The sequence below is a fragment of the Micromonospora sp. DT231 genome (genome assembly GCF_049847025.1).
Taxonomy (GTDB): Bacteria; Actinomycetota; Actinomycetes; order Mycobacteriales; family Micromonosporaceae; genus Micromonospora.
In genome coordinates this window covers 151,139-174,739 of sequence record NZ_JBNCNO010000013.1, presented here as the reverse complement: position 1 = coordinate 174,739, position 23,601 = coordinate 151,139, and the positions used below count along the sequence as shown (strand labels likewise).

At 72.0% G+C, this 23,601-nt stretch carries 19 protein-coding genes; 5 read left to right on the top strand and 14 right to left on the bottom strand.

Translation table 11 applies throughout. The features are described 5' to 3' along the window. Positions 1 to 14: 14 nt before the first annotated feature. Entirely contained in the window at positions 15 to 1,190 is a 1,176-nt protein-coding gene (locus ACPXBU_RS27975; protein ID WP_425760358.1) for a class I SAM-dependent methyltransferase, read from the top strand. A 132-nt stretch (positions 1,191 to 1,322) separates the two neighbouring features. Here ACPXBU_RS27975 and ACPXBU_RS27970 read toward each other — a convergent pair whose 3' ends face one another. Continuing rightward, entirely contained in the window at positions 1,323 to 1,778 is a 456-nt protein-coding gene (locus ACPXBU_RS27970; protein ID WP_425760357.1) for a hypothetical protein, read from the bottom strand. A 246-nt stretch (positions 1,779 to 2,024) separates the two neighbouring features. On the opposite strand from ACPXBU_RS27970, the gene ACPXBU_RS27965 reads away from it, so the two are divergent. After that, complete coding sequence (locus tag ACPXBU_RS27965; protein WP_393370080.1) at positions 2,025 to 2,441, top strand: helix-turn-helix domain-containing protein; 417 nt, start codon at positions 2,025 to 2,027, stop codon at positions 2,439 to 2,441. Positions 2,442 to 2,579: 138 nt separating this feature from the next. On the opposite strand, the gene ACPXBU_RS27960 is transcribed toward ACPXBU_RS27965, so the two are convergent. The 3 genes from ACPXBU_RS27960 to ACPXBU_RS27950 form a co-directional block, all read right to left on the bottom strand. Beyond that, on the bottom strand, positions 2,580 to 3,773 hold the full coding sequence (locus ACPXBU_RS27960) for a hypothetical protein (RefSeq protein WP_425760356.1): 1,194 nt from the start codon (positions 3,771 to 3,773) through the stop codon (positions 2,580 to 2,582). Positions 3,774 to 3,906: 133 nt separating this feature from the next. Next, positions 3,907 to 6,027 carry a RecQ family ATP-dependent DNA helicase gene (locus ACPXBU_RS27955; protein WP_425760355.1) on the bottom strand — a complete coding sequence of 707 codons (2,121 nt, stop codon included), beginning with the start codon at positions 6,025 to 6,027 and terminating at the stop codon, positions 3,907 to 3,909. 123 nt (positions 6,028 to 6,150) lie between these two features. Continuing rightward, on the bottom strand, positions 6,151 to 7,986 hold the full coding sequence (locus ACPXBU_RS27950) for a BTAD domain-containing putative transcriptional regulator (protein WP_425760354.1): 1,836 nt from the start codon (positions 7,984 to 7,986) through the stop codon (positions 6,151 to 6,153). Positions 7,987 to 8,128: 142 nt separating this feature from the next. On the opposite strand from ACPXBU_RS27950, the gene ACPXBU_RS27945 reads away from it, so the two are divergent. Further along, complete coding sequence (locus ACPXBU_RS27945) at positions 8,129 to 8,950, top strand: hypothetical protein (protein ID WP_393370071.1); 822 nt, start codon at positions 8,129 to 8,131, stop codon at positions 8,948 to 8,950. Between the two features lie 69 nt (positions 8,951 to 9,019). Here the strand turns inward: ACPXBU_RS27945 and ACPXBU_RS27940 are convergent, their stop codons facing one another. The 7 genes from ACPXBU_RS27940 to ACPXBU_RS27910 form a co-directional block, all read right to left on the bottom strand. After that, entirely contained in the window at positions 9,020 to 9,766 is a 747-nt protein-coding gene (locus ACPXBU_RS27940; RefSeq protein WP_425760353.1) for an SDR family NAD(P)-dependent oxidoreductase, read from the bottom strand. Between the two features lie 105 nt (positions 9,767 to 9,871). Continuing rightward, the gene (locus tag ACPXBU_RS27935) at positions 9,872 to 10,963 is read right to left on the bottom strand and encodes a branched-chain amino acid ABC transporter permease (protein WP_425760351.1); all 1,092 of its coding nucleotides are present in this window, start codon (positions 10,961 to 10,963) and stop codon (positions 9,872 to 9,874) included. After that, positions 10,960 to 11,850 (bottom strand): branched-chain amino acid ABC transporter permease, encoded by an 891-nt coding sequence (locus ACPXBU_RS27930; protein WP_088950297.1) that lies wholly within the window; start codon positions 11,848 to 11,850, stop codon positions 10,960 to 10,962. The genes ACPXBU_RS27935 and ACPXBU_RS27930 overlap by 4 nt, the downstream gene beginning before the upstream one ends. Next, positions 11,850 to 12,575: an ABC transporter ATP-binding protein gene (locus tag ACPXBU_RS27925; RefSeq protein ID WP_393370065.1), complete on the bottom strand. Its 726-nt coding sequence runs from the start codon at positions 12,573 to 12,575 to the stop codon at positions 11,850 to 11,852. Before ACPXBU_RS27925 ends, ACPXBU_RS27930 begins: the two co-directional genes overlap by 1 nt. Then, positions 12,575 to 13,318: an ABC transporter ATP-binding protein gene (locus ACPXBU_RS27920; protein ID WP_425760350.1), complete on the bottom strand. Its 744-nt coding sequence runs from the start codon at positions 13,316 to 13,318 to the stop codon at positions 12,575 to 12,577. Before ACPXBU_RS27920 ends, ACPXBU_RS27925 begins: the two co-directional genes overlap by 1 nt. 3 nt (positions 13,319 to 13,321) lie before the next feature. Then, positions 13,322 to 14,521, bottom strand: coding sequence for a substrate-binding domain-containing protein (locus ACPXBU_RS27915; RefSeq protein ID WP_425760349.1), 1,200 nt, complete (start codon positions 14,519 to 14,521; stop codon positions 13,322 to 13,324). Between the two features lie 1,233 nt (positions 14,522 to 15,754). Beyond that, complete coding sequence (locus ACPXBU_RS27910) at positions 15,755 to 16,867, bottom strand: glycerophosphodiester phosphodiesterase (RefSeq protein WP_425760348.1); 1,113 nt, start codon at positions 16,865 to 16,867, stop codon at positions 15,755 to 15,757. Between the two features lie 141 nt (positions 16,868 to 17,008). Between ACPXBU_RS27910 and ACPXBU_RS27905 the strand changes: the two genes are divergently transcribed. After that, entirely contained in the window at positions 17,009 to 18,343 is a 1,335-nt protein-coding gene (locus ACPXBU_RS27905; protein WP_425760346.1) for a TrkH family potassium uptake protein, read from the top strand. 18 nt (positions 18,344 to 18,361) lie between these two features. Next, on the top strand, positions 18,362 to 19,030 hold the full coding sequence (locus ACPXBU_RS27900) for a potassium channel family protein (RefSeq protein ID WP_425760345.1): 669 nt from the start codon (positions 18,362 to 18,364) through the stop codon (positions 19,028 to 19,030). Between the two features lie 41 nt (positions 19,031 to 19,071). Here the strand turns inward: ACPXBU_RS27900 and ACPXBU_RS27895 are convergent, their stop codons facing one another. The 3 genes from ACPXBU_RS27895 to ACPXBU_RS27885 all read right to left on the bottom strand — a co-directional run bounded on the left by ACPXBU_RS27895 (position 19,072) and on the right by ACPXBU_RS27885 (position 23,411). After that, positions 19,072 to 20,724, bottom strand: coding sequence for a protein kinase domain-containing protein (locus tag ACPXBU_RS27895; RefSeq protein WP_425760343.1), 1,653 nt, complete (start codon positions 20,722 to 20,724; stop codon positions 19,072 to 19,074). Between the two features lie 71 nt (positions 20,725 to 20,795). Further along, positions 20,796 to 22,358, bottom strand: a complete 1,563-nt coding sequence (locus tag ACPXBU_RS27890) for a fused MFS/spermidine synthase (protein WP_425760342.1) — start codon at positions 22,356 to 22,358, stop codon at positions 20,796 to 20,798. A gap of 36 nt (positions 22,359 to 22,394) precedes the next feature. Next, positions 22,395 to 23,411, bottom strand: coding sequence for a coiled-coil domain-containing protein (locus ACPXBU_RS27885; protein ID WP_425760341.1), 1,017 nt, complete (start codon positions 23,409 to 23,411; stop codon positions 22,395 to 22,397). Between the last annotated feature and the right edge of the window lie 190 nt (positions 23,412 to 23,601).

The window sequence follows — 23,601 nt, the reverse complement described above, 5'->3', positions numbered from 1 at the left end:
CCGGGAATGGAACGATGCCGGAATCACTGGAAGCCGCCCTGACCGAGGTCCGGGCGTTGCTGCTCGACCCCGCGCTGACCCGGGCGGTTGCCGCCGGACGTCGCCGCGGTCGCCGCCCCACCGTCGCGCGGGCCGAACTGCGGCCGGTGACGCTCAAGGCCGGGTCCCGCATGCAGATCACCACGTCTGACGGCGCTCGCCCGTACACCCGCAACATCGCCTCCGGTCCCGACGCCGCTGCGGCGGTCGACGAACTGCTGGCCGAGCCGTTCGGCAACTGGCACGTCGAGACGACCGCCGCGACGCTGCAACTACGGGTGACCAAGTCCGGTGAGGCGCAGGTGCACCGGGCCGCGACCGCCCGTCCGGCGGCGACACCCGCTGGCAATGACCGGGCCAAGGAATATCTGCTCGATCCCGGTGACCCGATCTTCGCCGAGATCGGCGGCTCGGCGGCCAAGCGCCGCCAGGTGGACGCATTCCTGCGCGCTCTGGCCGCGACCCTGCCCGACGAGCTGACCGGTTCGCTTCGGGTGGTCGACCTGGGCTGCGGCAACGCCTACCTGACGTTCGCCGCCTACCGCTACCTGACGGGTCGTGGGCTCGACGTCCAGTTGGTCGGCGTGGACGTCCGCGAGGACCAGCGGCGGCGCAACACCGAGCTGGCGCAGCGGCTGGGCTGGGCCGACCGGATCAGCTTCGTGGCCGGCACGATCGCCGACGCCGTCGTCGACCCCGCCCCCGACCTGGTGCTGGCGCTGCACGCCTGCGACACCGCCACCGACGAGGCGCTGGCCCGCGCGGTGCGCTGGGAGGCCCGCTGGGTGTTGGCCGCACCGTGCTGCCACCACGACCTGGCCAAGCAACTCCGCGCCCATCCCGCCCCGGCCCCGTACGAGTTGCTGACCCGGCAGGGCATCCTGCGCGAGCGCTTCGCCGACGTACTCACCGACGCGCTGCGGGCCGGACTGCTGCGGGCGCACGGCTACCGGACCGAGGTGGTGGAGTTCGTGGACTCCCAGCACACGCCCCGGAACCTGCTGATCCGCGCCCGCCGCACCGGCGCCGAGGCGACCGGGCCACAACACGAGGAGTACCGCGAGCTGGTGGACCAGTGGCGGGTCACCCCCCGGCTGGCGACCCTGCTGGCCGCCGACGGACAGCCGACGGATCGGCAGCCGGCGACGTAGTCGGCAGCCGGCAACGGGATCGGCAGCCGGCAACGGGATCGGCAGCCGGCGACGTAGTCGGCAGCCGGCGACGTAGTCGGCAGCCGGCGACGTAGTCGGCAGCCGGCGACGTAGTCGGCGCCTGGGCGGCGGCTAGCGACGCCGTTCGCCGCTGCCGCCGCGATCCCGGCCGGTGCGCTCGCCGGCGCCACGGTCGAGGACTGTCACCCGCTCACCACCGCTGCGCTGGCCGGCCCGTCCGCCGTCGGCCGGCGCGGTGGGGAACGGCACCACCTTGCCCACGCTCTCGGCGTTGCCGGCGGCCGCGAAGGCGTTCCAGGAGATGTCCACAAGCAGCTTCTTCATCTCCGCGTGCCGGATGGCCGCGTTGTGCTGCAAGGCCATCCGGGCGCCCAGCACCACGCCGACAAGCGTGGTGGTGATCGCGCCGGTGGCCGCCAGCACGTGTTGGCCGGTCGCGGAGTCGGTGCGGAGCACCAGGACCAGCAACCAGCCCCAGAACCCGGCGGCGAAGACGCCGGCCTTGGCGACGAAGAAGAGGCTGACCGCACCGGGCTGGTACGGCTGGGGGCGGCTCGATTCGGCCATGGTGCTCCTCGGCGGTGGTCCGGTCGAACACGGCTGGCATGCGGACGCCACGCCGGGGACGGGCACCGAGCCTAGTAGAAGAACGATGATGATCGCTCGGTGCAATTTTCATTCTGCACAGACGCTGCAGAGAAAGTCTCGTCCACGGGACAGTTTGTGCGCTCAGTCAATTGTTTCGGGCCCCCGGCGTACTACCCTCGAAGGCGCATTGTCCCGGTGTTCCGGCAGGGGGAAAGACACGCAGGGATGGGATCAGCCGACGCAACACCGCAGATGGCCTTCGCCCGCTTCGTCCGGCGCGCCATCGACGACGCTCGCGACGAACGTGGCTGGACCGTGACCGATCTAGCCGCGCACACAGGTGTGGGTCGTTCCACCGTGTTCCGCTGGCTGGCCGGTGACTGGCAGGACTATCCCGAGTTGGCCAAGGTGCGCGGCTTCTGCGCCGCACTGGATCTGCCGGTCGCCGCCGCGTTCCGCGCGCTCGGCCTGCCCGACGCCGGCCCCACGCCCCGCCGACGCCACGACGAAGGCCCGGTCGAGGCCGACGTCCGCGCCATCCTGGACCGCCTGGCCGACCCCACGGTCCCCGCCGAGGAGAAGCACCACATCCGCGACCTCCTCCGCTACCTGGCCCGCCGCCCAATCCGCCGCGCCGGCTAACCCCCACCCCACCCCCACCCTCGCCCCACCGCGCCCCGCCCTCGCCCCGCCCTCTCCCGTTGATCATGAGGTTATTGCCACCGGCTGCGGCGTGTCGGGGCAATAACCTCATGATCAACGGGAGAGGCGCGGGTGGGGCTAGGGGACAGATAGGGTGAATTCGGCTGTTTTGACCTCGGCGTTGACCTGGAAGTCGAGGTAGAGGCGGTAACGGCCGGGGCCGGGGGTGGTCAACCAGAACTGGACCTGGCCGTTCACCAGCTCCGGCTCCGGGTGCACGTGCAGGTAGCCGAGGTCGCCCTCGCGTAACGCCACCAGGTGCCCGTACGCCCCGAGGTAACGCTCCAGCGGGGCGGCACCGCCGGCCCCGTCGATCCGGAAGGTCAACGGCACGGTCGTCCCGGCCCGCGGGGTGCCCTGGTAGCCGACGGTGAACCCGTCCACAGTCGTCGAGGTGGCCGGCGCGGGCAGCGACCGGGGCTGGTAGTCGCCGGGCGCGACCAGGTCCGCGCCGAGGGTCACCGCTGTCTGCGCGCCGTTGTCGGCGACCACTGTGAAATCGGCGTACGCCCGCCAGACACCGGGCTGCGCGAGGGTCAACGGCACCGACCAGGTGCCGTCGGCCGCCATCGTCGGGTGCAGGTGCTGGTAGCCGGTCAGGTCGCGGCGGACGACGATGAGATGCATCGGCTTGTCGTGTACGACCGCGAAGCGGGTCACCGGCCGGCGCTGCGCGTCCCGCACCTGGAAGCGGAGCTGACCGGGGCGACCGGCGGCGAAATCGGCACCCAGCGGGGCCAGGGTGAACCCGGCCGAACTGACCGCCAGCCCGCCCGGCTCGGTGGCCGCGCCCTGATCGGTGCTCGTGGTGGTGCCGTGGCTGTGCGGCCCGGCGCCCGGGGGGTCGGTGTGCTCGGCGGCCAGGGACGGGCCGCCGGTGGTGGTCCCGGTCGGGTTCACCCGGCCGAGGCCGAAGCCGAGCAGCACCGCGAGCACCAGCCCGCCGACCACCAACGCCAGCCGCAGCGTGCTCCGGTCCGGCGCGGCAGAGACCGGGCCAGACACCACGACCCCGCCGTGCCCCTGGTCGGACACCACTGCCCCGCCGGGGACCGGATCAGAGACCGTCGCCCCGCCGGGGACCGGGTCAGCCGCCACCGCCGCGTCGGAGACCGGGGCAGCCACCGCCCCGCCGGAGACCGGGTCAGCCGCCACCGCCGCGTCGGAGACCGGGGCAGCCGCCACCGCCGCGTCGGAGACCGGGGCAGCCGCCGCCTCGTCGGGGACCTGGTCAGGCACCACCGGCACGGCGGCGGGGTGCTGGTCGGTCATGCCGCCCACCGTACCGCCGAGTCGGACCACCCCAGGCTGACGCCCGGACGGCGTGGCGACTGTCGCATTCGCCGCGGCCCGGGAACTTTCCCGCACCGACGTGTGCGGAGCGGTCCGCCGGGGTGCTGGCGGGTCAACCGGCCACGGCGAGGGCGAGCGGGAGCACGTCGGGTGCGCCCGCCCGGCGCAGGGCTCGGGCCACCAGGGTCATCGTCCAGCCCGAGTCGACCAGGTCGTCGACGAGCAGCACCGGGCCGTCCAGGCCGGCCACGGCGTCGGCCAGGTCGGCCGGCACGGTGAACGTGTCGTGCAGCGCGCGTACCCGTTGGGCGCTGTTGCCGCGCGGCCCGGCCGGGCCGCCCGGACCGGCCGGGGTGACCTCGCCGAGCAGCGGCAGCCGGCCCACGGCGGCGATCCGCTCGGCCAGCGAGCCGACCAGCCGGGGCCGTCGCCGGGAACCGACCGCGACCACCCCCACCGGCCGGCGCGGCCACGGGTCGTCGCCGTGCGCCCACGCCTTCAACACCTCCAGCACAGCGCCGGCGACGTCGTCGGGCACCGGCGCGTCCGGCGCCTCCGGGCCGACGAGATCACGAAGCCGGCCACCCCAGCCCAGGTCGGAGAGGCGCCCGACGGCCCGGCCGGGAAGCGCCTGCTCCGTGGGGGCGATCCGGCCCTTGAGGGGTACGCCCACCGCGTCCAGGCCGGTCGGCCAGAGCTTCTTGGGGGCGATCTCCACGCCGGGTCGGCCCAGGAACGTCTGCGCGGCGGCGAGCGCGGCCGTCGACACGTCGGCGGCGAAGAGCGGGTCGGCGCACCTGTCGCACCGCCCGCAGTCGGCCGCCCCGGTGTCGTCCAGGCACTCCCGTAGATACCGCATTCGGCAGTCGGGTGTGGTCGCGTACTCCCGCATGGCCTGTTGCTCGACGGTGCGCGCCTCGGCGACGCGCCGCAACCGGGCCTCGTCGTAGACCCAGGGCTCGCCGGTGGCGAGCCAACCACCGCGCACCCGGCGGACCGCGCCGTCCACGTCGAGCACCTTGAGCATCAGCTCAAGCCGGGCCCGGCGCAGGTCGACGAGGGGTTCGAGGGCCTGGGTGCTGAGCGGGCGGTCGGTGTGCAGGGCGGCCAGCACGGCACGCACCTGCTGCTCCGGAGGGAACGCCAGCGAGGCGAAGTAGCGCCAGATCGCGGCATCCTCGACGCCGGGCAGCAGTAACACCTCGGCGTGCTCGACGGCGCGACCGGCGCGGCCGACCTGCTGGTAGTACGCGATCGGCGAGGGCGGCGCGCCCAGGTGTACGACGAAGCCCAGATCGGGTTTGTCGAAGCCCATGCCGAGGGCGCTTGTCGCGACCAACGCCTTGATCTTGTTGTCGAGCAGGTCCTGCTCGGCGGCCCGCCGGTCGGCGTCCTCGACCTGTCCCGTGTACGAGGAGACCGGATAGCCGCGGGAGCGCAGGAACTCGGCCGTCTCCCCGGCCGCCGCCACGGTCAGCGTGTAGACGATGCCCGAGCCGGGCAGCTGGTCCAGGTGGTCGGCGAGCCACGCCAACCGGTGCGCCGGGCTGGGCAGGTCGAGCACGCCGAGGCGCAGCGACTCGCGGTCCAGGGTGCCGCGCAGGACGAGGGCGTCACCCAACTGCTCCGCCACGTCCTGGGTGACCCGGGTGTTGGCGGTAGCGGTGGTGGCCAGCACGGGCGTGCGCTCGGGCAGCTCGGCGAGGAACGTGCGCAGCCGCCGGTAGTCGGGCCGGAAGTCGTGCCCCCAGTCGGAGACGCAGTGCGCCTCGTCGACCACCAGCAGCCCGGTGGTCGCGGCCAGCTTCGGCAGCACACCGTCGCGGAAGTCCGGGTTGTTGAGCCGCTCCGGGCTGATCAGGAGCACGTCCACCGCACCGGTCTGGATCTCGGCGGTGATCTCGTCCCACTCGTCGAGGTTTGCCGAATTGATCGTGCGCGCCCGGATGCCGGCCCGCGCGGCCGCCTCGACCTGGTTGCGCATCAACGCCAGCAGCGGAGACACGATGACAGTCGGGCCGTGCTCGCCGCCCTCCCGGAGTAGGGCGGTGGCCACGAAGTAGACAGCCGACTTGCCCCAACCGGTGCGCTGCACACAGAGCACCCGCCGCCGGTCGACGACCAGGGCTTCGATCGCCCGCCACTGATCCTCGCGCAGCCGGGCGTGGTCGCCGGCCAGCCGACGCAGCACCGCCTCGGCCCGCTCCCGTACCGCTGCCCGCTCGTCGCCCATCCGGCATTTCTACCAGCAACGGGAGACATCCCTCCCCGTCGCGCCCTGTGCGGGTCGCCTCACTCGCCCCGGCCGGGCGGGGCGGGGCACCTCACTCGCCCCGGCCGGGCGGGGCGGGGCACCTCACTCGCCCCGGCCCGGCGCGACGGGTCCGGGCGCGGCCGTGGGCGGGCCGGGCACGGCCGGCGGGGGGAGGAAGACGAGCAGGTCGCGCAGGGAGTCGGTGAGCACCGGCGGGAGGAGGCACCGGGCGGCCAGGTCCTCCATCGAGCCGAACGGGCCACGGAGCCAACGGTCCATCACCACCTGCCGCGCCTGCCCGGCGGTGATTCCGGGCAGCTCGGCGATCGTCCCCTCCTGGACCGCGTTGACGTCCACCAGGCCACCGTCGTCGAAGCTGCGGGGCAGGTCGGGCCGGCCGATGTGCAGTTCCTGCCGCGCTGCCGGGTAGTGGTACATGAGGTAGCGGGCCTGCTCACGGCGGACCCGACGGTCGTCGACCACCGGTGGGGGCGAGCCCGCGATCCGATTGGTGAGGGCCGACCAGAGCGCGCCGTTGAGCAGGATCGTGTGCACGACCCCGACTAGCCAGACGAGCATCCAGGCCACGATCAGGAGACCTTCGGAGTCGCTCATCTCCTCCGAGTCGCTGTTGCCGAATATCACGATGATCGTGGCGGTCAGCGACAGGTAACCCACACCGGTGAGCCCGTTGCGCCAGCTTCGCCGCCAACTGGCGTAGAGCAGCACCACCAGCCAGGTGAGCAGACCGAAGGAGAACACGGCGGTCAGCGTGCCGATGACCGTCACGCTGACACTCAGCCAACTCGGTGCCGACTGCCCCCGGGTGTCCCGGGACGAACGCCCGTCCGGGGGCATCGCGACCGGAAACGGAACGGGCTGCGGGGTGACCGCGACAGCCGGCGGCCCGGGCGGGCTGGGCGGCGGCGGCGCGGTCGGCGTTGCCGGCGGTGCTGTCGGCGGCGCGGGCGGCGCGGTCGCCGGCGGCGCGGTCGGCGTTGTCGCGGGCGGCACGGGAAGCGTGGTCGGCGTTGTCCCGGGCGCCGGCGGCGCAGGCGGTGCCGTCGGCATTGGCGCAGGCGGTGGCGCGGGCGGGTCGGCTGGTTGGCGAGGGCTGGGAGCGGTCGCGGGGTGTGGCGTTTGCGGCTCGTTCGACGGCTTCGCCACGGCGAGGGTCGGGTCGGAGCAGAGGATGCGCCGGTGCAGTTCCTGAAGCGCCTCGCCCGGCCCGATGCCGTACTCCTCCCGGAGCAGGCCGCCGAACTCACGGTAGGCCGCGAGCGCCTCCGCCTGCCGCCCGCTGCGATAGAGCGCCAGCATGAGCTGCTGCCGCAGTCGTTCCCGGACCGGGAACTCGGCCACCAGCTCGACCAGTTCCCCGACCATCTCCCGGTGCCGGCCGAGGTCCAGCATCAGATCGGCCCGGGTCTCCAACGCCACGGCCCGCAGCTCGACCAACCGTTGCCGCGCCGCTTCCAAGAACGGCCCGGTGAAGCCGGTGAACGGTTCTCCCTGCCAGAGCGCCAGGGCGGCGGCCAACTCGGTGAGCGCCTCGGCGGTACGACCCTCGGCCCGTCGCTGCCGGGCGCTGTGGATTCCCCGCTGGAAACGGACCGCGTCGAGCGCGTTCGGATCGACGCGGAGCAGATATCCGGCATCGGTGAGGCTCAACACCTGCCCCGGCGTACGAGGCGACCGGTCCGGCTCCAACACCCGACGCAGACCGGCGACGTACTTCTGCACCACGTTGGGGCCGTTCGCGGGCGGATCCTCCGGCCAGACCGCCTCGACGATCTGCCCGGTGGACACCGGACGGCCCGCCGAGAGCAGCAGCACGGTCAGCACCGCACGCTGTTTGCCGGGACCGAGGTCGATCTCGCGGCCGGCGTACCAGGCCCGCTGAGGCCCGAGGATCTCGAAACGCAGCGTTCCTGACATGCGAATTTCCGCTCCTGACACCTCCGGCAGCGCCGGACGGCAGTGCCCGGCAGCCGGACGGCAGCATATCGGCAGCCGCACCGCCGTGCCTGCCGCCACCATGGTCATCGGCACCAGCCACGCAGCGAGAAAGAGAAATGTGATGACACAGGCAACGGGCAGCGCGAGCACCACCCGACGCACGGTCGGCGTGATCGCCGCCATGCTGGCCACGACCACCCTGCTCGGGGGGTGCGGGCCCAAGACCGAACCGGCCTCGGCACCGCAGAGCAGCCCGAGCGCCAGCCCGACCGCCGACCCGAAGCAGGCGCTCCTCGATGCCGTTCCGGACGGGGCCGAGGGGACGTTCCGGTTCAGTGGCAGGGACGCGTCCAGCACGATCAGCGGACGAGTCGACCCGGACGCGAAGGGCGTCGAGTTGAACACCACGATTCCGGCCGGCGCCGATGGCATCTCCGTCAAGATGTCGGTGCTGATCATTGCGGAGGAGGCCTGGATGAAGATGAAGTTGACCGGCCAGGCGGGCCTGCCGAAGTTCCCGGACAAGTGGATGAAGCTGGACCGCACCAAGCTCGCCGACAGCGAGACCATTCCGGCCTACGACGGTGTCGACCAGGGCAACGCGGGTCCGCTCATCCAGGCGGCCACCTCGGTGCAGGAGAAGAGCCCCGGGCAGTACGCCGGGGTCATCGACGTCAGCACCGGTAACGCCGCCGAGGTGCTGGAGGAGGGTGAGGCGGCGGCGCTTGGTGAGGCCGGCAAGACGGTGCCCTTCACCGCTGTCGTCGGCGCGGACAAGCGCCTGTCCTCGCTGACGCTGAAGATCCCGGCGGCCGGCAAGGCGAAGGCGTACGACTACGTCGTCAACTACGCCGACTACGGCGCCGCGCCGAAGATCAGCGTGCCGACCGGCGCCGCCGCGACGGTCGCGCCGAAGATGGCGTACGAGATCTTGAACGGCTGACCGACCACGTAGGAGGGCGGCGACCACACGGGGGGTCGCCGTTCTCCGCGTCCGTCTGTGCTCGCGTGGTCAGCGGCCGAGGACCGATCCTCCGTTGACGCCGAGGACCTGACCGGTGACGTAGCCGGCGGACGGGCTCGCGAGATAGCGGACTGCCTCGGCGATGTCATCGGGTAGCCCGGCCCGCCCGACCAGGGTCGCCGCCACCCGCTGCGCGTGCCCCTCGGCGGTCATCCGGTCGCCGAAGAACTCGGTTTCCGCGACATAGCCGGGGCTCACCACGTTCACCGTGATCTGGTCCGGACCGAGTTTGGCCGCCAGGTCGTACGCCCAGCCGTGCAGGGCTGCCTTCGCGGCCGAGTACGCCCCACCGCCGCCACGCTGGGCGGCGATCGAGCTGACCAGGATCACCCGCCCGCCGGGCCGACGCAGGACCGGCCGCAACGCCTCGGTCAGCAGCACGGCGGTGAGCACGTTGGCGTCCAGGTTAGCCCGCCAGTGCGCGGCGGTCCCCTCCAGCGTGCCGGTGTCCCCGCCCAGGTAGCCACCGGCGTTGTTGACCACCACGTCGACCGGCCGACCGTCGACCGCCGCGAGCACCCGGTCGAGCTGCGCCGCTTCGGTCAGGTCCGCGGTCACGGCCGTCACGGCGTCCGGCCGCCCACACTCGGAAGAGATCCGCTCGGCGGCAGCAGTCACCACATCGTCCCGCCGCCCAACGATCAGAACGTCGTACCCGTCCCGCGCGAGCGAACCCGCAACAGCCGCACCAATCCCGGTCCCGCCCCCACTAACAACAGCAACCCGCGCGCCCATCGTCCCAACCTCCCCAGACAGAGAACCCCGTCGATCATGACGTTATCGCCATTCGCGACGGCGTGTCGTGGCTATAACGCCATGATCGACGGGGTCAAAAGAGGGTCAGGGTGGGGGGCGGCGGAGGGTTTTGGTTAGGCGGGGGGCGAGGCTGGTCAGGCCTCCGGGGAAGAAGTAGACGGCCAGGATGAAGACCGTGCCCAGGACGAACAGGGGCTGGCTCAGCGGGCGGCTGAGGACGGCCGGCAGGTTGTCCACCGCGTCGCTCGTGCCGAACGCGGTGAGCCGGTGGTCGAGGTACATGTAGAGGACGCCGCCGAGCACCGGTCCCCACCGGGTGCCCGGCCCGCCGAGCACCACCATGACCAGCAACGACAGGGTCAGCTCGGAGGACGTGATGTGCGGTGAGGCGCCACCGACGATCAGGACGTAGACCACCCCGCCCGCCGACGCCAGCCCGCCGGCCAGGGTGAACGCCACAAGCTTGTAGCGGTACGGGTCCAGTCCGAGCACACCGATCCGCCGCTCGTCGTCGCGCAGCCCGGCCAGCACCCGGCCGGTAGGCGAACCGCTCACCCGGTGCACCACGAAGACCACGAGCGTCAGGTACGCGAGTGCCAGCCAGTACAGGTTCACCGTGTTCGTCACCCCGACCAGCCCGGCGGGCAGCCCGGACACGTCAAGTGGCAGGCCCTCCTCGCCACCGGTGAGCCCGCCGAAGTCCCGCGCCACCAGGATCGCTCCGACCTGCGCGAAGGCCAACGTGACCATGGCGAACGCGATGCCCACGGTCCGCAACGCCACCGCGCCGAGCAGCGCCGCGAGGATGGTGCCGCCGGTGATCGTCAGCAGCGCCGCCTGCCACAGCGGCAGCCCGGCCCTGGTGACGAGGATGTCGGTGCCGTAGACCCCGGCGGCGAAGTACAGCGCGTGCCCGAAGGAGAGCATGCCGGTCCGGCCGAAGAGCAGGTCGTACCCGGCGGCCAGGCCGCCGAAGATCAGGCAGATGGCGAGCAGTTGCAGGGTGCCGGGCGAGTTGACCGGCCCCTCGAAGATCCCCGGCAGGGAGATCGTCGAGTACGGCAGGATCGCCAACACCACCACCGCGACAAGCGGCAGGAACGGGCGGATGCGGTGCACCCGGCCTGGTCGCGGCGACGTGGGTGCCGGTGCCGGGGTCACGTCGAGAAGCGTCATGCCGTTGCCACCTTTCCGGCGATGCCCTGCGGGCGCAGCAGCAGCACCACGGCCAGCAGCCCGACCACGCAGATGTCGCCGAGCCCGGACGTGCCGTAGTAGTTGACGAACTGCTGCACCAGCCCGACGACGACCGCCGCGTACGCGGAGCCGACCACCGAGCCCATCCCCCCGATCACCACCACGATGAACGCGAAGATCAGCAGCGAACTGCCCTGGCCGGGCGAGACGGTGCCGAAGTAGACGCCGCCGAGGGCCCCGGCGAGCGCGGCGGCCGCCCCACCGATCGCGAAGACGAGCGTGAACGCCTTGCGCACGTCGATGCCGAGCGCGGTCACCATCTCCCGGTTCTCCACCCCGGCCCGGATCACCAGGCCGTACCGGGTCCAGCGTAGGAACGCCAGGATCGCGCCGAGCACCAGCACCGCCGCGATGATCAGCAGCAGGCCCCCGTTGGGCACCTGCGCGCCGAGGATGCCGGTCACCTGCCGGGTCCAGTCCGGACGCGGGAACGGCCTGGCGTCCGCACCCCAGGTGGCCTGCAACAGCGCCACCCCGGCCAGGGAGAGGCCGACGGTGACAAGCACCTGCTCGATGGTGCGGGAGTAGAGCGGGCGGATCAGCACCAGCTCGACCAGGATCGCCACCAGCGTGCCGGCGGCCACCCCGAAGGCGACCGCGAGCACGAAGCCGAACCCGTCGGAGCCCGCGCCCGGCAGGTTGCCCGCCGCCCACCAGGTGCCGTACGCGCCGACACCGAGGAACAGCCCGTGCGCGAAGTTGAGCACGTCGGCCAGGCCGAAGACCAGGGACAGGCCGGACGCGACGAGGAAGTACAGCGCCGCCAGGCCGAGCCCGGTCAACGCCAACAGGATCACGGTGCCCATCAGTGGTTCACCTCCGCCGAGCCCACCCCGAGCAGCGACTTGGTCAGCGCCGTCTCCAACAGCAACTCGTGGGCGTCGCCGGTCCAGGCCACCTTGCCGGCGGCCAGCACCACCGCGTCGCGGGCCAGCCGGCGTACGACCGCCAGGTTCTGCTCGACGAGCAGCACCGGCACCGACTCCGCGACCCGTTCCAACACCTCGGCCACCTCGGTCACCACCTTCGGCGCCAACCCCTTGGTCGGCTCGTCGACCAGCAGCAGCCGGTTGTCGTTGAGCAGCACCCGCCCGATCGCGAGCATCTGCTGCTGCCCGCCGGAGAGCGAGCCGGCCCGTTGCCGTCCGCGCCGGTCCAGCTCCGGGAAGAGCGCGAAGACCTTGTCGTACGCCGGGCTGGTGCCGCGCCGCTCGGCGAGCCGCAGGTTCTCGGCGACGGTGAGGCCGGCGAACACGCAGCGGTCTTCGGGCACGTAGCCGAGCCCACCGCGGACCAGCCGGTGGGTGGGCTGGGCCAGGAGGCTCTGCGCGCCCATCCGGATGGTGCCGCGGACCTCTCCGGCGGGTGGGGTGAGGCCGACGATCGCGCGCAGCGTGGTGGTCTTGCCGACGCCGTTGCGGCCGAGCAGGACTGTCACGCCGGTCGGGGCGACCGTGAAGGACACCCCCTGGAGGATGTGCAGCCCGGAGATCCGGACCGACAGGTCCTCCACCGTGAGAACTGGTTCCATCAGAGCGACTCCCCCAGGTAGGCCTCTTGCACCGTGGGGTTGGCCATCACCGTCTCCGGGGTGTCGCAGGCCAGCAACGCGCCGTGGTGCATGACGGCGATCCGGTCGGCCAGCTCCAGGATGACGTCCATGTGGTGCTCGACCATCAGCACCGCTCGCCCGCTGTCGCCGGTCAGAGACTTGATGACGGCCACCAGTTCGGGGAGGTCCTCGGCGCTGACGCCGGCCATCGGTTCGTCCAGCAGCATCACCCGCGGTTCACCGGCGAGCAGCAGGGCGATCTCCAGCTTGCGCTTCTCGCCGTGGGCCAGGGTGCCGGCGAGTGCCGTACCCCGGTGGGCGAGGCCGACCCGGTCGAGCGCCGCGTCGGCGGCGGCGGCGACCTCCCGGTCGGCCGCTGCCCGCCGCCACAGTGCCATCGAGCCCCCGCGGTGCGCCTGCACGGCGAGCCGGACGTTCTCCCGCACGCTGAGCGAGCCGAAGACCGAGGACGCCTGGAAGGTACGGCCCAGCCCGAGGCGGGCCCGCCGGTGCGGCGGAAGCGCACCGATGTCCTGCCCGTCCAGGACGATCCGGCCCTCCGTGGCCCGGCGCAGGCCGGTGATCAGGTTGAACAGTGAGGTCTTGCCGGCGCCGTTCGGCCCGATCACGCCCAGGAACTCCCCGGGCGCGAGGTCGAGGTAGACGCTGTCGACGATGGCGACCTCACCGATCCGCCAGGTCAGACCGCGGGTGGCGAGCATGGCTCAGCCCTTCATGGCCACGGCCGGCGGCGCGGTCTCGTCACCGGTGAGGCTCTTCTGCGCGGTCGCCGTGAACGCGGTGCCGCTGCCGGTCAGCTTGGCCTGGAACATCGGCTGGAGCAGCGCGTGGTCGGCGGCGCGGATGGTCATCTTGCCCTTGACCCCGTCGAAGCTCCACCCCTCCAGGGCGGTGACCATCTTGTCGACGTCGTCCCCACCCTCCTGCACCGCGCGGACCACCATCTGGGCGGCGGCGAAGCCGTCCGGGTGGAACAGGTCGATGGTGCTGACCTTGGCCTTCAGCGCCTTGCTGGCCTCGGTGTCGCTGGCACCGTCGAAGTAGTGCGACAGGAAGGAGATCTTGGTGCCGGCCGTGCCGAAGGTGGGCCAGGACGAGCGGATGTCCAGGCCGGTGACGACGGTGGTGGACGAGAGCACGCCCTGCTGGTCGAGGCTCTGCCACATGGCCGGGGCGGTGGTGCCGGCCCAGGCCACGAAGAGCAGGTCCGGCTTGGCCGCCTTGATCTGGCTGGCGAACGGGGTGAACTCGGTGGCGCTGGCCGGTGCCCGGACGCTGCTCACGCTGGCGCCCGCACCGCCGATGACGGCCTTGACGGCCGCCTCGTTGGCGTCGCCGAAGGCGCCGTCCTGGGCGAAGACCACCACCTTCTTGCCGGTCGGGTCGCCGATGAACGACTTGGCGGTCACCACGTCCTGGTAGGACTGCCGCCCGGATCGGAACGTGTACTTGTTCGCGCCGGTCACCGCGTCGGTGGCAGCCGGGCCGGAGATGAACATGACCTTGTTCTGCGCGGCGATCGGCGCGACCTGAAGTGCCACCCCGGAGGCGGTGGAACCGGCAATGATCTTCGTGCCCTTGCCGATCAGGTCCTTCGCGGCGGAGACCGCCTTGGCCGGGTCACCCGCGTCGTCGACCTCGGTCAGCTCGATCTTCCGGTCACCGACCTTGCCGGTGCCCTTGGTGGCGAAGTCCAGCCCCGCCTTGAACCCCTCGATGTACTGCTTTCCGTAGCTGGCCAGGGCTCCCGACTGGGAGTACACCAGGCCGACCTTGACCGGCGCGGCGTTGTCGCCGCCGCCGGTGGCGGTGTCCTGCGGGCTACCACAGGCCGTGGCGGCAAGTGCCGCAGCCATCATCGTGGCGGCGGAGAGGAACGCCCGCCGCGTGTGCCGGACCGTCATCGCGACTCCAGGGTGAGGACAGGATGCTGTGTTGTCGGCTCACGCTAGAAGTGACGTCACCCACGGGCTATGTGGCGGAAACACACAAGTAACGGGAATGAGGTGGCCGGAGGTTACAACGGGCCGCATCACCACCCGGGAGCCCTCCCCGTCCGATGGCCCAAACCCCCACGGACCTCCCGACGCGTGTGTCGCCTCGCGCCACAGGCCCCGCCCGGTCAACCGCAGGACCCGTCGTGGTCGGCCGGGTACGTGCGTGCGTGCGTGCGTGCGTGCGGCAGCACCATCGGCGAAGTCGCGCCCGAAGTCCAGCTCACCCGTCCAAGATCGTGCTCGATCATGGACGTAGTGGCCTCGGACGCGCGGGGATACCACTCGATCCTGGATCGAGCGTGACCTTGGACGGGCAAGCGCGCGAACGCTCGCCGAGAGCTACGCCGGGCACAGGAAAGCCGCATCGCGGGCGCTGTCACTGCTGCACGACGGCGAGCTGGTCAACGGTCAGCCCGGTCGCGGCACGTACGTCGCCGACTCCTCCGGCGGCAGCAGCACCTACCCGTCCAAACCAACCCACCCGCCACGCCCAGCGGTCAAGATCTGCGCAACTTCCCCGATGGTGCTGCCTCAATCGGCGGCGAGACAGCAACATCGGTGAAGTTGCTGCCTCAGCCCGCCCCGACGCCCCCGACGCAACGCGATCTTGCGAGCGGTGGCCCGGACGTGCCGCTGGCCCGTCGTCCGGGTGGCGGACGACGGGCCAGCGGATGGGCCAGGCGTGATCGGCCCGGCGGTCGGCTCGCAGCGGATCAGCTCCGGGCCGACGTTGAGAAGGGGGCAGGTGCCGGCCTGGGCGGATCAGCTCCGGGCCGACGGTCCGAAGGGGCCAGGTGCCGGCCTGGGCGGATCAGCTCCGGGCCGACGGTCCGAAGGGGCCGGGTGCCGGCCTCGGCGGATCAGCTCCGGGCCGACGGTCCGAAGGGGCCAGGTGCCGGCCTCGGCGGATCAGCTCCGGGCCGACGATCCGAAGGGGCCGGGTGCCGGCCTCGGCGGATCAGCTCCGGGCCGACGATCCGAAGGGGCCGGGTGCCGGCCTGGGCGGATCAGCTCCGGGCCGACGATCCGAAGGGGTCGGGGTGCCGGCCTGGGCGGATCAGCTCCGGGCCGACGATCCGAAGGGGTCGGGTGCCGGCCTGGGCGGATCAGCTCCGGGCCGACGATGAGAAGGGGGGCGGATCAGGCGCCGGCGCGGGCGGCGACGGCGGTGTCCGGGTGGTCGCTGAAGACGCCGTCGAGGCCCAGGCCGAGGAAGAGTTCGTACTCGGCGGTGATGTCGCCGCGCGCGTTGGGGTCGGCGCCGATCCGGAAGTCGACGGGGAGGAACTGGTTCTCCGCGCGGAACGTCCAGGAGTGCACGAGCAGCCGCTCCCGGTGCGCGTCGCGCACCACGTTTGTGGGGGCGAGCAGGGCGCCGGCGGCGTCCCGGGGCACGATCAGGTTCTTGTTCGCGCCGATGCCGTCGGCGTACCCGGCGATCCACTTCAACCCGGCCGGCGTGGCCAGGTCCTGGTAGCCGCGGGTGTCGCCGGCGGCGGTGAAGTCGTACGGGCGGCCGGTGGCGTCGAGCAGTTGGACCAGTTTGACCTCGGTCAGCTTGCTGAGCCGGCGCAGGTTGGCCGTCTCGAACGACTGGATGAAGACCGGCGAGTTCTTCCGGTCCAGCTTGTTCTGCCGCAGCACCCGCAGCAGCGGCTCCTCCAGCGGCAGGCCGATCGAGGTGAAGTAGGTCGGGTGCTTGGTCTCCGGGTAGATGCCGATGGTGCGGCCCCGTGCCCGCCCCTCGGTCCGGGCCAGGTCGATGACCTCCTGGAGGGTGGGCACCTCGAAGCGGCCGTCGAACGCGGTGTTCGCCACGCGGACCTGCGGCAGTCGCTCCTTGGCCCGCAGCGTCTTCAGTTCGGCCAGGGTGAAGTCCTCGGTGAACCAGCCGGTCACGGCGACGCCGTCGATGGTCTTCGTCGCCCTACGGGCCGCGAACTCCGGGTGCGTCGACACGTCGGTGGTGCCGGAGATCTCGTTCTCGTGCCGGGCGACGAGCACCCCGTCGGAGGTGGCGACGAGGTCCGGCTCGATGTAGTCGGCGCCCATCCGGATCGCCAACCGGTACGCCTCCAACGTGTGCTCCGGTCGGTAGCCGCTGGCGCCCCGGTGAGCGATCACAATCGGCCGGGCGTTCGGCCGGGAGCGGTCCGCGTCGGTCGCCGGACCGGCCTCGGCCATGGTGGGCACGGCCACGGCGGCGGCGAGCAGCACGCCGGCCAGGCCGAGGGTCGGAAGGGTACGTCGCATCGCCGTCTCCTGTCGTCGGGGGAAGCGGCTTCAGCAGATCGCCCCGGGTTGACCGGCAGTTGGTCGATGGCTGGCCGGAAGGTGAATCTCCGGAATGCGCGTTCCCCCGCCGGGCGACGGGTGGAAAAGGAAGATTGTCTGGTGCGCCGGTTCTTCCGCAACCCCGTGCGGCTGGTGCCGTTCGCCTTCCTGGTGCCGATCCTGCTCGGCGCCGGGCTGCTGATGGCACGGTGGGCGACCGTCGATCACCAGCGTCCGCCGCTGGTCACCGCCCTCTTCACCGCCACCTCGGCGGTGTCGGTCACCGGCATGGCCATCACCGACACCCCCAACTACTGGTCCGGCTGGGGACTCGTGGTGATCACCCTGCTCACCCAGCTCGGCGGTCTCGGCATCCTCACCGCGGCGGCGCTCGTCATCCTGGTGGTCGCCCGCCAGCTCGGCGTGCGCAACCGGTTGCTGGTGCAGGCCGAGACGGCGGAGTTCGGCATCGGTGACGTGGGCCGGCTGCTGCGCCGGATCGCGATCACCGTCTTCGCCTGCGAGGCCGTGATGACCGCTCTGGTCGCCGGCCGGCTCTGGTGGGCGTACGACTATCCGCCCGGACGGGCGCTCTGGTCGGGCGTGTTCCATGCGGTCCAGGCGTTCAACAACGGCGGCTTCGCGCTCTACACCGACGGCCTGCTGGCCTTCGACCGCGATCCGTGGGTGTCGCTGCCGCTGGCGTTCGGGGCCATCGTCGGCGGGTTGGGGTTCCCCGCCCTGTTCGAGGCGGTCCGGGAGTGGCGTAAGCCGGCGGGGTGGGCGGTAGCGACCAAGCTGACCATCTGGGGCAGCATCGCCCTGCTGCTGCTCGGCTTCGTCGGCCTGCTCGCCGCCGAGTGGACGAACGCCAGCACCATCGGCTCGTACGACGCCGGAGGCAAGGTGCTCGCGTCCTTCACCCAGATCGCATTGAGCCGCACCGGCGGTTTCACCGTGCTGAACATCGCCGACCTCCAGGAGGAGAGCTACCCGCTGCTGATCGTGCTGATGTTCATCGGCGGCGGCAGCGCCAGCACGGCCGGCGGCATCAAGGTGTCCACGTTCTTCCTGCTCGCGTTCACCATCTGGGCGGAGTTGCGCGGCGAGCCCGACGTGACGGTCGGGCACCGCCGGGTGGCCACCGCGAGCCAGCGGCAGGCGGTGACCGTGGCCCTGCTCAGCGTCGCGCTTGTCACGGCCGGAACCATGCTCCTGCTGCTGCTCACCGAGGGCGTGCGGTTCGTGGCGGCCCTGTTCGAGGTCACCTCCGCGTTCAGCACCACCGGGCTCACCATCGGTCTGGCCGGCGAGTTGCCGGCCAGTGGTCAACTGGTGTTGACGGTGTTGATGTTCATCGGCCGGGTCGGGCCGCTCACCCTCGGGTCGGCGATCGCCCTGAACACCAGGCGCAGGCTCTACCGCTATCCGCAGGAACAACCAATTGTCGGCTAGGAAGCGAGGAGGGTCGAGGTGTCGGCGAGACGATCGGACGGCGGCGGCATCGTGGTGATCGGGTTGGGTCGTTTCGGCTGCCACCTGGCCGCGTCGCTCACCCGGATGGACCGCGAGGTGTTGGCCGTCGACCGTAACCCGGAGAAGGTGCAGCGCTTCTCGGACCAGCTCGACCGGGTGGTCCAGGCCGACGCGACCGAGGACGGGGCGTTACGGCAGCTCGGCGTTACCAGCTTCGGGCGGGCGGTGGTGGCCATCGGGGCGTCGGTGGAGGCCAGCGTCCTCACCGTGCTGGCGTTGGTCGAGCTGGGTGTGCCGCAGATCTGGGCACGTGCCACCTCGCAGAAACACGCCAAGATCCTGTCGTCGGTGGGCGCGCATCACGTGATCTTTCCGGAGGCGGAGACCGGCGAGCGCGTGGCGCACCTGATCGTCAGCCGGCTGCTCGACTTCATCGAGTTCGACGACGACTTCGCGATCGCCACCGTCCGGGTGCCGGAGTCGCTCGTCGGGCGCACCCTGCTCGACCTGCGTCCGGAGGAACGTTCCGGGGTCCGGGTGATCGGCGCGAAGGCGCCCGGTGAGCGTTTCCGGTACGCCGCGGACGACACGGCGCTGGCCCAGGGTGGGCTGCTGGTGGTGGAGGGTGGCATCGACCAGGTGCAACGGTTCGCGGAACGACGTTGACGGTCATGTGCCGGGCCTACCGTGGCGCCCCTCCGGGGCTTTCACCCTTTTCCCGGACCACCCGGCCCCTTGCCGTGACCGGGCTTCGCGGGACCCTTCTCGGGACCCGTCGGGGGCTTCGCCTTCGGCGCGCCACCGCCCGCGCCGCCGGGTGCCGTCGCCTTCTTCGGCGGGGCCTTCGGCGTGGTGGCCGCCTTGATCGGCGGGGCCGTGGAAGGCGTACTGCCGGCGACCCCGGAGACGCGCACCCCGCAGGCCACCTCGCCGAGCCGGAACTCCACAGGCAGCGGGTTCGCCCCGCTGTAGGTGCCGGTGAGGGTCAGCTTCTCGGCGGCGCCGGGTGCCAGTGCGGCGCGCTGGTCCGCGGGCCGGACCACCACGGTGCTCCCCTGCTGGTGCACGGGCGCGGGTTCCGACTTCGTCACCGTCTGCTGACCGGGGAAGCTGAAGCTCATCGCCCAGTCCCGCAGGTCCCGGTCACCGGTGTTGGTGAGCGTCAGGTCCGCGGCGAAGTCGGTGCCGGAGTCCGTGCGCAGCGCGTACGCCACCTCGCACGGCACCTTCGTCGGCAGGCCCATGCGGGCCTCGGTCGTCGGCCGGCCCTCGCCGCTGGCCGGACTGCGTGAGGTGAATCCCCACATCGCCCCGGTGACCGCGATCAGCCCGACGGCAGCCACCCCGGCCTCCACCCGCCGACGCCTGGTCACCCGCTGCCGGGCGCGCCGGTCCCGATTGCGGGTACGCGACAGCGGCAACGCGTCGGTCGCCGCCGACCAGGGCAGGATCGTGGTACGCGCACTGCCCAGCAGGACCGGGTCCAGGGGGCCGGCGGCCGGGGAGACCGGCACGGCCGCGAGCATCCCGGCCGCGTCGGCGAGGATCCGGGTCACCTCGGCGGTGGCCGGTCGGTCGGCCGGCCGCTTGGCCAGGCAGCGCCCCACCAGGTCGGTCACCTCGGCGGGCAGGCCGTCGACGGCGGGCATCGGCTCCGGGTCGTTGTACATGTGGGCGCGCAACATCTGGGTGGTCGTGGTGGCTCGCCACGGCAGCCGTCCGGTGAGCATCCGGTAGAGCAGCAGCCCGACGGCGTACACGTCGGTGGCCGGGGACACCTGGCCGTTGTCCAGCCGTTCCGGAGCGAGGTACGCGGGGGTGCCCAACAGCGCGCCGTCCGGCCCCTTCTCGCTCTCCCCCACGAGCGCGGAGATGCCGAAGTCGACCACCTTGACCCCGGTCGACGTGAGCATGACGTTGCCCGGGGTGACGTCGCGGTGCACCACACCCCGGGCGTGGGCGGTGGTCAGCGCCGAGCTGACCTCCGCGCCGATCGTGACCGCCTCGCGCCAGGGGAGCTGACTCTCCCGGCCCAGTCGACTGGCCAGCGACGTGCCGTCGACAAGCTCCATCACGACGTACGGCACGGTCAGGCCGACCTGCTCGGACTCGCCGTAGTCGTACACGTTCGTGATGTTGGGGTGGCAGAGGCGCGCGGCGGCCTGCGCCTCGATCCGGATCCGGTGGCGGAACGCCCGGTCGCTGGCCAGCCTGGAGGCCAGCACCTTCACCGCGACCTGACGGCCGAGCACCTCGTCGTAGCCGCGCCACACCACCGACATGCCGCCCGCGCCGAGTTGCTCGATCAGTCGGTACCGCTCATCGAGGAGCTGCGCGCCGTTTCGGTCCCCACCACCCATGGTGACCGATGTTGCCCAGGATCAACCGCCCTACACCTGGAGTGTCGGAATCGGTCAGAGTTGTCACCCGATCAGGCGGTCGCCAACAGTTGATCCACCGGGGCGTAGTCGTCGGTCAACACCAGGGCCCCGCCGACGAAGTCCGTGAGGGCCGCGCCGGACAGCAGGCTGACCTTCGGATCCACCTGGTCCAGCCGGGTCCGCACGGCTGCCAGCGGCAGCGGCGCGTCGGAGCCGACGATGAGGAAGTTGGAACCCTGCTCCTCGGCGAGCGCCTCCGGCGGCGCGATCAACGCGACGTGCCGGAACTCGGCGGCCACCGTGGCCAGCTCGGCGCGGATGAACCGCAGCGGCGGGTAGTCGATGACGTTCTGCACGTACATTCCGCCGGGGCGGGTCACCCGGCGGATCTCGGCAGCCATCTCCCGGGTGGCCAGGTGCCAGGGCACCACCAGGTGACCGAACGCGTCGCCGACCACCAGGTCACGGCTGTCCGTCGGCTCGCCGCCGACGAGCATCCGGGCGTCGCCCACCACCGCCCGCAGTTCCGGCCCGGTCCGTACGCCCAGCTCCTGCTCGCCCAGCTCGACCAGCCCGCCGTCGATCTCGAACACCACGTTCTCGGTGCCCGGCCGGGTGGCGGTCAGGTAGCGCGGCACGGTGAACCCGCCGCCGCCCAGGTGCAGCGCGTCCAGCCGCTGACCGGCCGGCGCGGTGACGTCGGCGACCGCGCCGATCCACTTCGTGTACGCGTACTCCAGGTGTGTGGGGTCGGCGAGGTCCACGTACGAGTGGTGGGCCGAGTTGAGCAGCAGCGTCCGGCCGGTGGGCCGGGCCGGGTCGGTGGTGACCCGGGCGCAGTGGTACGCGGTCTCGATGTCGCACGGGTTCGGTGCCACGGTGCTGAGGCCCGCCCCGACCAGGCCGAGCACGGCGAGCGCGGCCCGGGTCCGCGCCGGACCGGGCACGTCGGTGGGCTCCTGCCGGCGCAGATACCAGCCGAGGCCGATGCCGACCAACCCGAGCGCGACCGCCAGGGTCAGCAGGATGACGGTGCTGCGCAGGGCGGCGACCAGCACGAAGCCGGTGAGCAGGGTCGCGGTGATGCCGCCCAGGGTGCCGATCCCGGAGAGTCGACCGACCACCTGGCCGGTGCGGCGCAGGTCGGCCAACTGGAGCTTCACGACCAACGGGGTGACCGCGGCCAACAGCGCGGCCGGCACGAACACGGCAAGCGAGACCAGGAGCAGGATGCCGCTGGCCGCGCCACCGCGCAGCACCTCCCCGGCGTACCGGACCACGGGCAGGGTGACGGCGGTGGCGATGCCGGCCAGGACCAGCGCCGGGGCCAGCAGGCCACGCGGGTTGCGCCGGTCGGCCAGCCAGCCGCCGGTCCACGCCCCGTAGGCGATCGCGGCCAGCGCGACGCCGATCACCGAGCTGGTCACCTGGAGGGTCACCCCGACGTACGGGCCGACCAGGCGCAGCGCGACGGTCTCCAACACCAGCACGGCACCGCTGGAGAAGAAGACCAGGAAGGCGGCCAGGCCGTTGGGCAGCGCCCGGCCGGTGACCGGCACGGACGGGGCCGCGGCGGCCGGCGGGGCCGCGACGTCGGGCGTTGGGGAACTCATCGTCGCGATGGTACGCAGCGAAGCTGGCGTTCAGGGTCAGTACAGCGATAGATGAACGTGGTTCGTGTGGGACGCGGCGGGACTGCCGCTGCCGCTGTACGAACGCCACCCGGTGCCGGGATGCCAGATCTGCCGGTACCAGATCACGTAGAGCACGCCCAGTCGGTCGGCGTTGCGCACGTGCCAGGCGGCCAGGCTGTCGCCGTACGCCTTGTCGCCGCCTGTCGCGTTGCGATCCTCGAAGCCGTTTGTGGCCGCCGCGAAGTCGCAGGCACGCCCCTTCGGGTGCTCGCCGCCGCCACCTTCACGCTTGCAGGAGACGTGCCGCTTGTAGCCGGCCGCCTGGGTCTGGTTGAGCGCGTTCAGGGTGCGCGGGGTGATGCAGCCGGAGGTGGTCGGGTCCTTCACCGAGCAGGACTCCGACGGCCAGGATCCGTCGGAGTTACGCGGGGCGGGCTTCGCCGAGGCGGAGCTGCCGCCGCTGAAACCGTTGCTGCTGCCCGAGCTGACCTCGGCGAGCGCCTCCTCGGCCTCCTTCTTCTTCTTCGCCATCACGGCGAGCTGCTTCTGCTGCTCACGGACCTCGGCGTCGATGGCGACCTTGGCCTGCTGCGCCTCCTGCCGGGCTTCGACGAGATCACGCAGCCGCTTGCTGTCCCGCTGGGCCATCAGGTCGAGATCGCTGGCACGTTCCAGGAACGCCTGCGGCGTGGCGGTGTTGAGCAACATCGACGCCGGGCCGAGCCGACCGATCCGGTAGGACTGTGCGGCGACCTCGCCGACCTGGGCGGTGAGGCCACCCATGCGGCTCTCGATCGCCGTCAGCTCGCCGGTCAACGCCGTCTGGCGGCGCTTGGAGTTGTCGAGCTTGGCCTTGGCCTCGATGTGCCCCTTGGCGGTCAGCTCCAACGCGTCCCGCAGCTTCTTGCTGCCGCCCTCACCGGGCTCGGCGTACGCGGGAACGGCGGCACCGCCGAGTACCAGGGCGACGGCGGCGAGCACGGTGAGCAGGGTGCGGCGACCGAGCCGCGGGTGGAGCCTGGTCCTGGGCACGAAAGCGTCCTTCCGTCGACCGCCGGCCCCCGGTGAACAACTGCGCGGCGGCGTCCCCGCCGGCGCCGGTCGGCGGCCTGCTGGCGGAGACCGCCGGTCACGATACCGGACCGCGGGCCGGTGACCAGCCCCCTGACGCCCCGGACGCCCCGATGTCGACAGAGCGTTCCAGCGCCATCGCGCAGAGCGT

Bases quoted from the DNA above. Each gene is read 5' to 3' on its own strand.
- ACPXBU_RS27915 (WP_425760349.1), bottom strand. From the start codon at position 14,521: ATGACGGTCCGGCACACGCGGCGGGCGTTCCTCTCCGCCGCCACGATG.
- ACPXBU_RS27895 (WP_425760343.1), bottom strand. From the start codon at position 20,724: ATGGGTGGTGGGGACCGAAACGGCGCGCAGCTCCTCGATGAGCGGTAC.
- ACPXBU_RS27935 (WP_425760351.1), bottom strand. From the start codon at position 10,963: ATGACGCTTCTCGACGTGACCCCGGCACCGGCACCCACGTCGCCGCGA.
- ACPXBU_RS27930 (WP_088950297.1), bottom strand. From the start codon at position 11,850: ATGGGCACCGTGATCCTGTTGGCGTTGACCGGGCTCGGCCTGGCGGCG.
- ACPXBU_RS27940 (WP_425760353.1), bottom strand. From the start codon at position 9,766: ATGGGCGCGCGGGTTGCTGTTGTTAGTGGGGGCGGGACCGGGATTGGT.
- ACPXBU_RS27920 (WP_425760350.1), bottom strand. From the start codon at position 13,318: ATGCTCGCCACCCGCGGTCTGACCTGGCGGATCGGTGAGGTCGCCATC.
- ACPXBU_RS27975 (WP_425760358.1), top strand. From the start codon at position 15: ATGCCGGAATCACTGGAAGCCGCCCTGACCGAGGTCCGGGCGTTGCTG.
- ACPXBU_RS27890 (WP_425760342.1), bottom strand. From the start codon at position 22,358: ATGAGTTCCCCAACGCCCGACGTCGCGGCCCCGCCGGCCGCCGCGGCC.
- ACPXBU_RS27965 (WP_393370080.1), top strand. From the start codon at position 2,025: ATGGGATCAGCCGACGCAACACCGCAGATGGCCTTCGCCCGCTTCGTC.
- ACPXBU_RS27960 (WP_425760356.1), bottom strand. From the start codon at position 3,773: ATGACCGACCAGCACCCCGCCGCCGTGCCGGTGGTGCCTGACCAGGTC.
- ACPXBU_RS27950 (WP_425760354.1), bottom strand. From the start codon at position 7,986: ATGTCAGGAACGCTGCGTTTCGAGATCCTCGGGCCTCAGCGGGCCTGG.
- ACPXBU_RS27925 (WP_393370065.1), bottom strand. From the start codon at position 12,575: ATGGAACCAGTTCTCACGGTGGAGGACCTGTCGGTCCGGATCTCCGGG.
- ACPXBU_RS27910 (WP_425760348.1), bottom strand. From the start codon at position 16,867: ATGCGACGTACCCTTCCGACCCTCGGCCTGGCCGGCGTGCTGCTCGCC.
- ACPXBU_RS27945 (WP_393370071.1), top strand. From the start codon at position 8,129: ATGACACAGGCAACGGGCAGCGCGAGCACCACCCGACGCACGGTCGGC.
- ACPXBU_RS27970 (WP_425760357.1), bottom strand. From the start codon at position 1,778: ATGGCCGAATCGAGCCGCCCCCAGCCGTACCAGCCCGGTGCGGTCAGC.
- ACPXBU_RS27955 (WP_425760355.1), bottom strand. From the start codon at position 6,027: ATGGGCGACGAGCGGGCAGCGGTACGGGAGCGGGCCGAGGCGGTGCTG.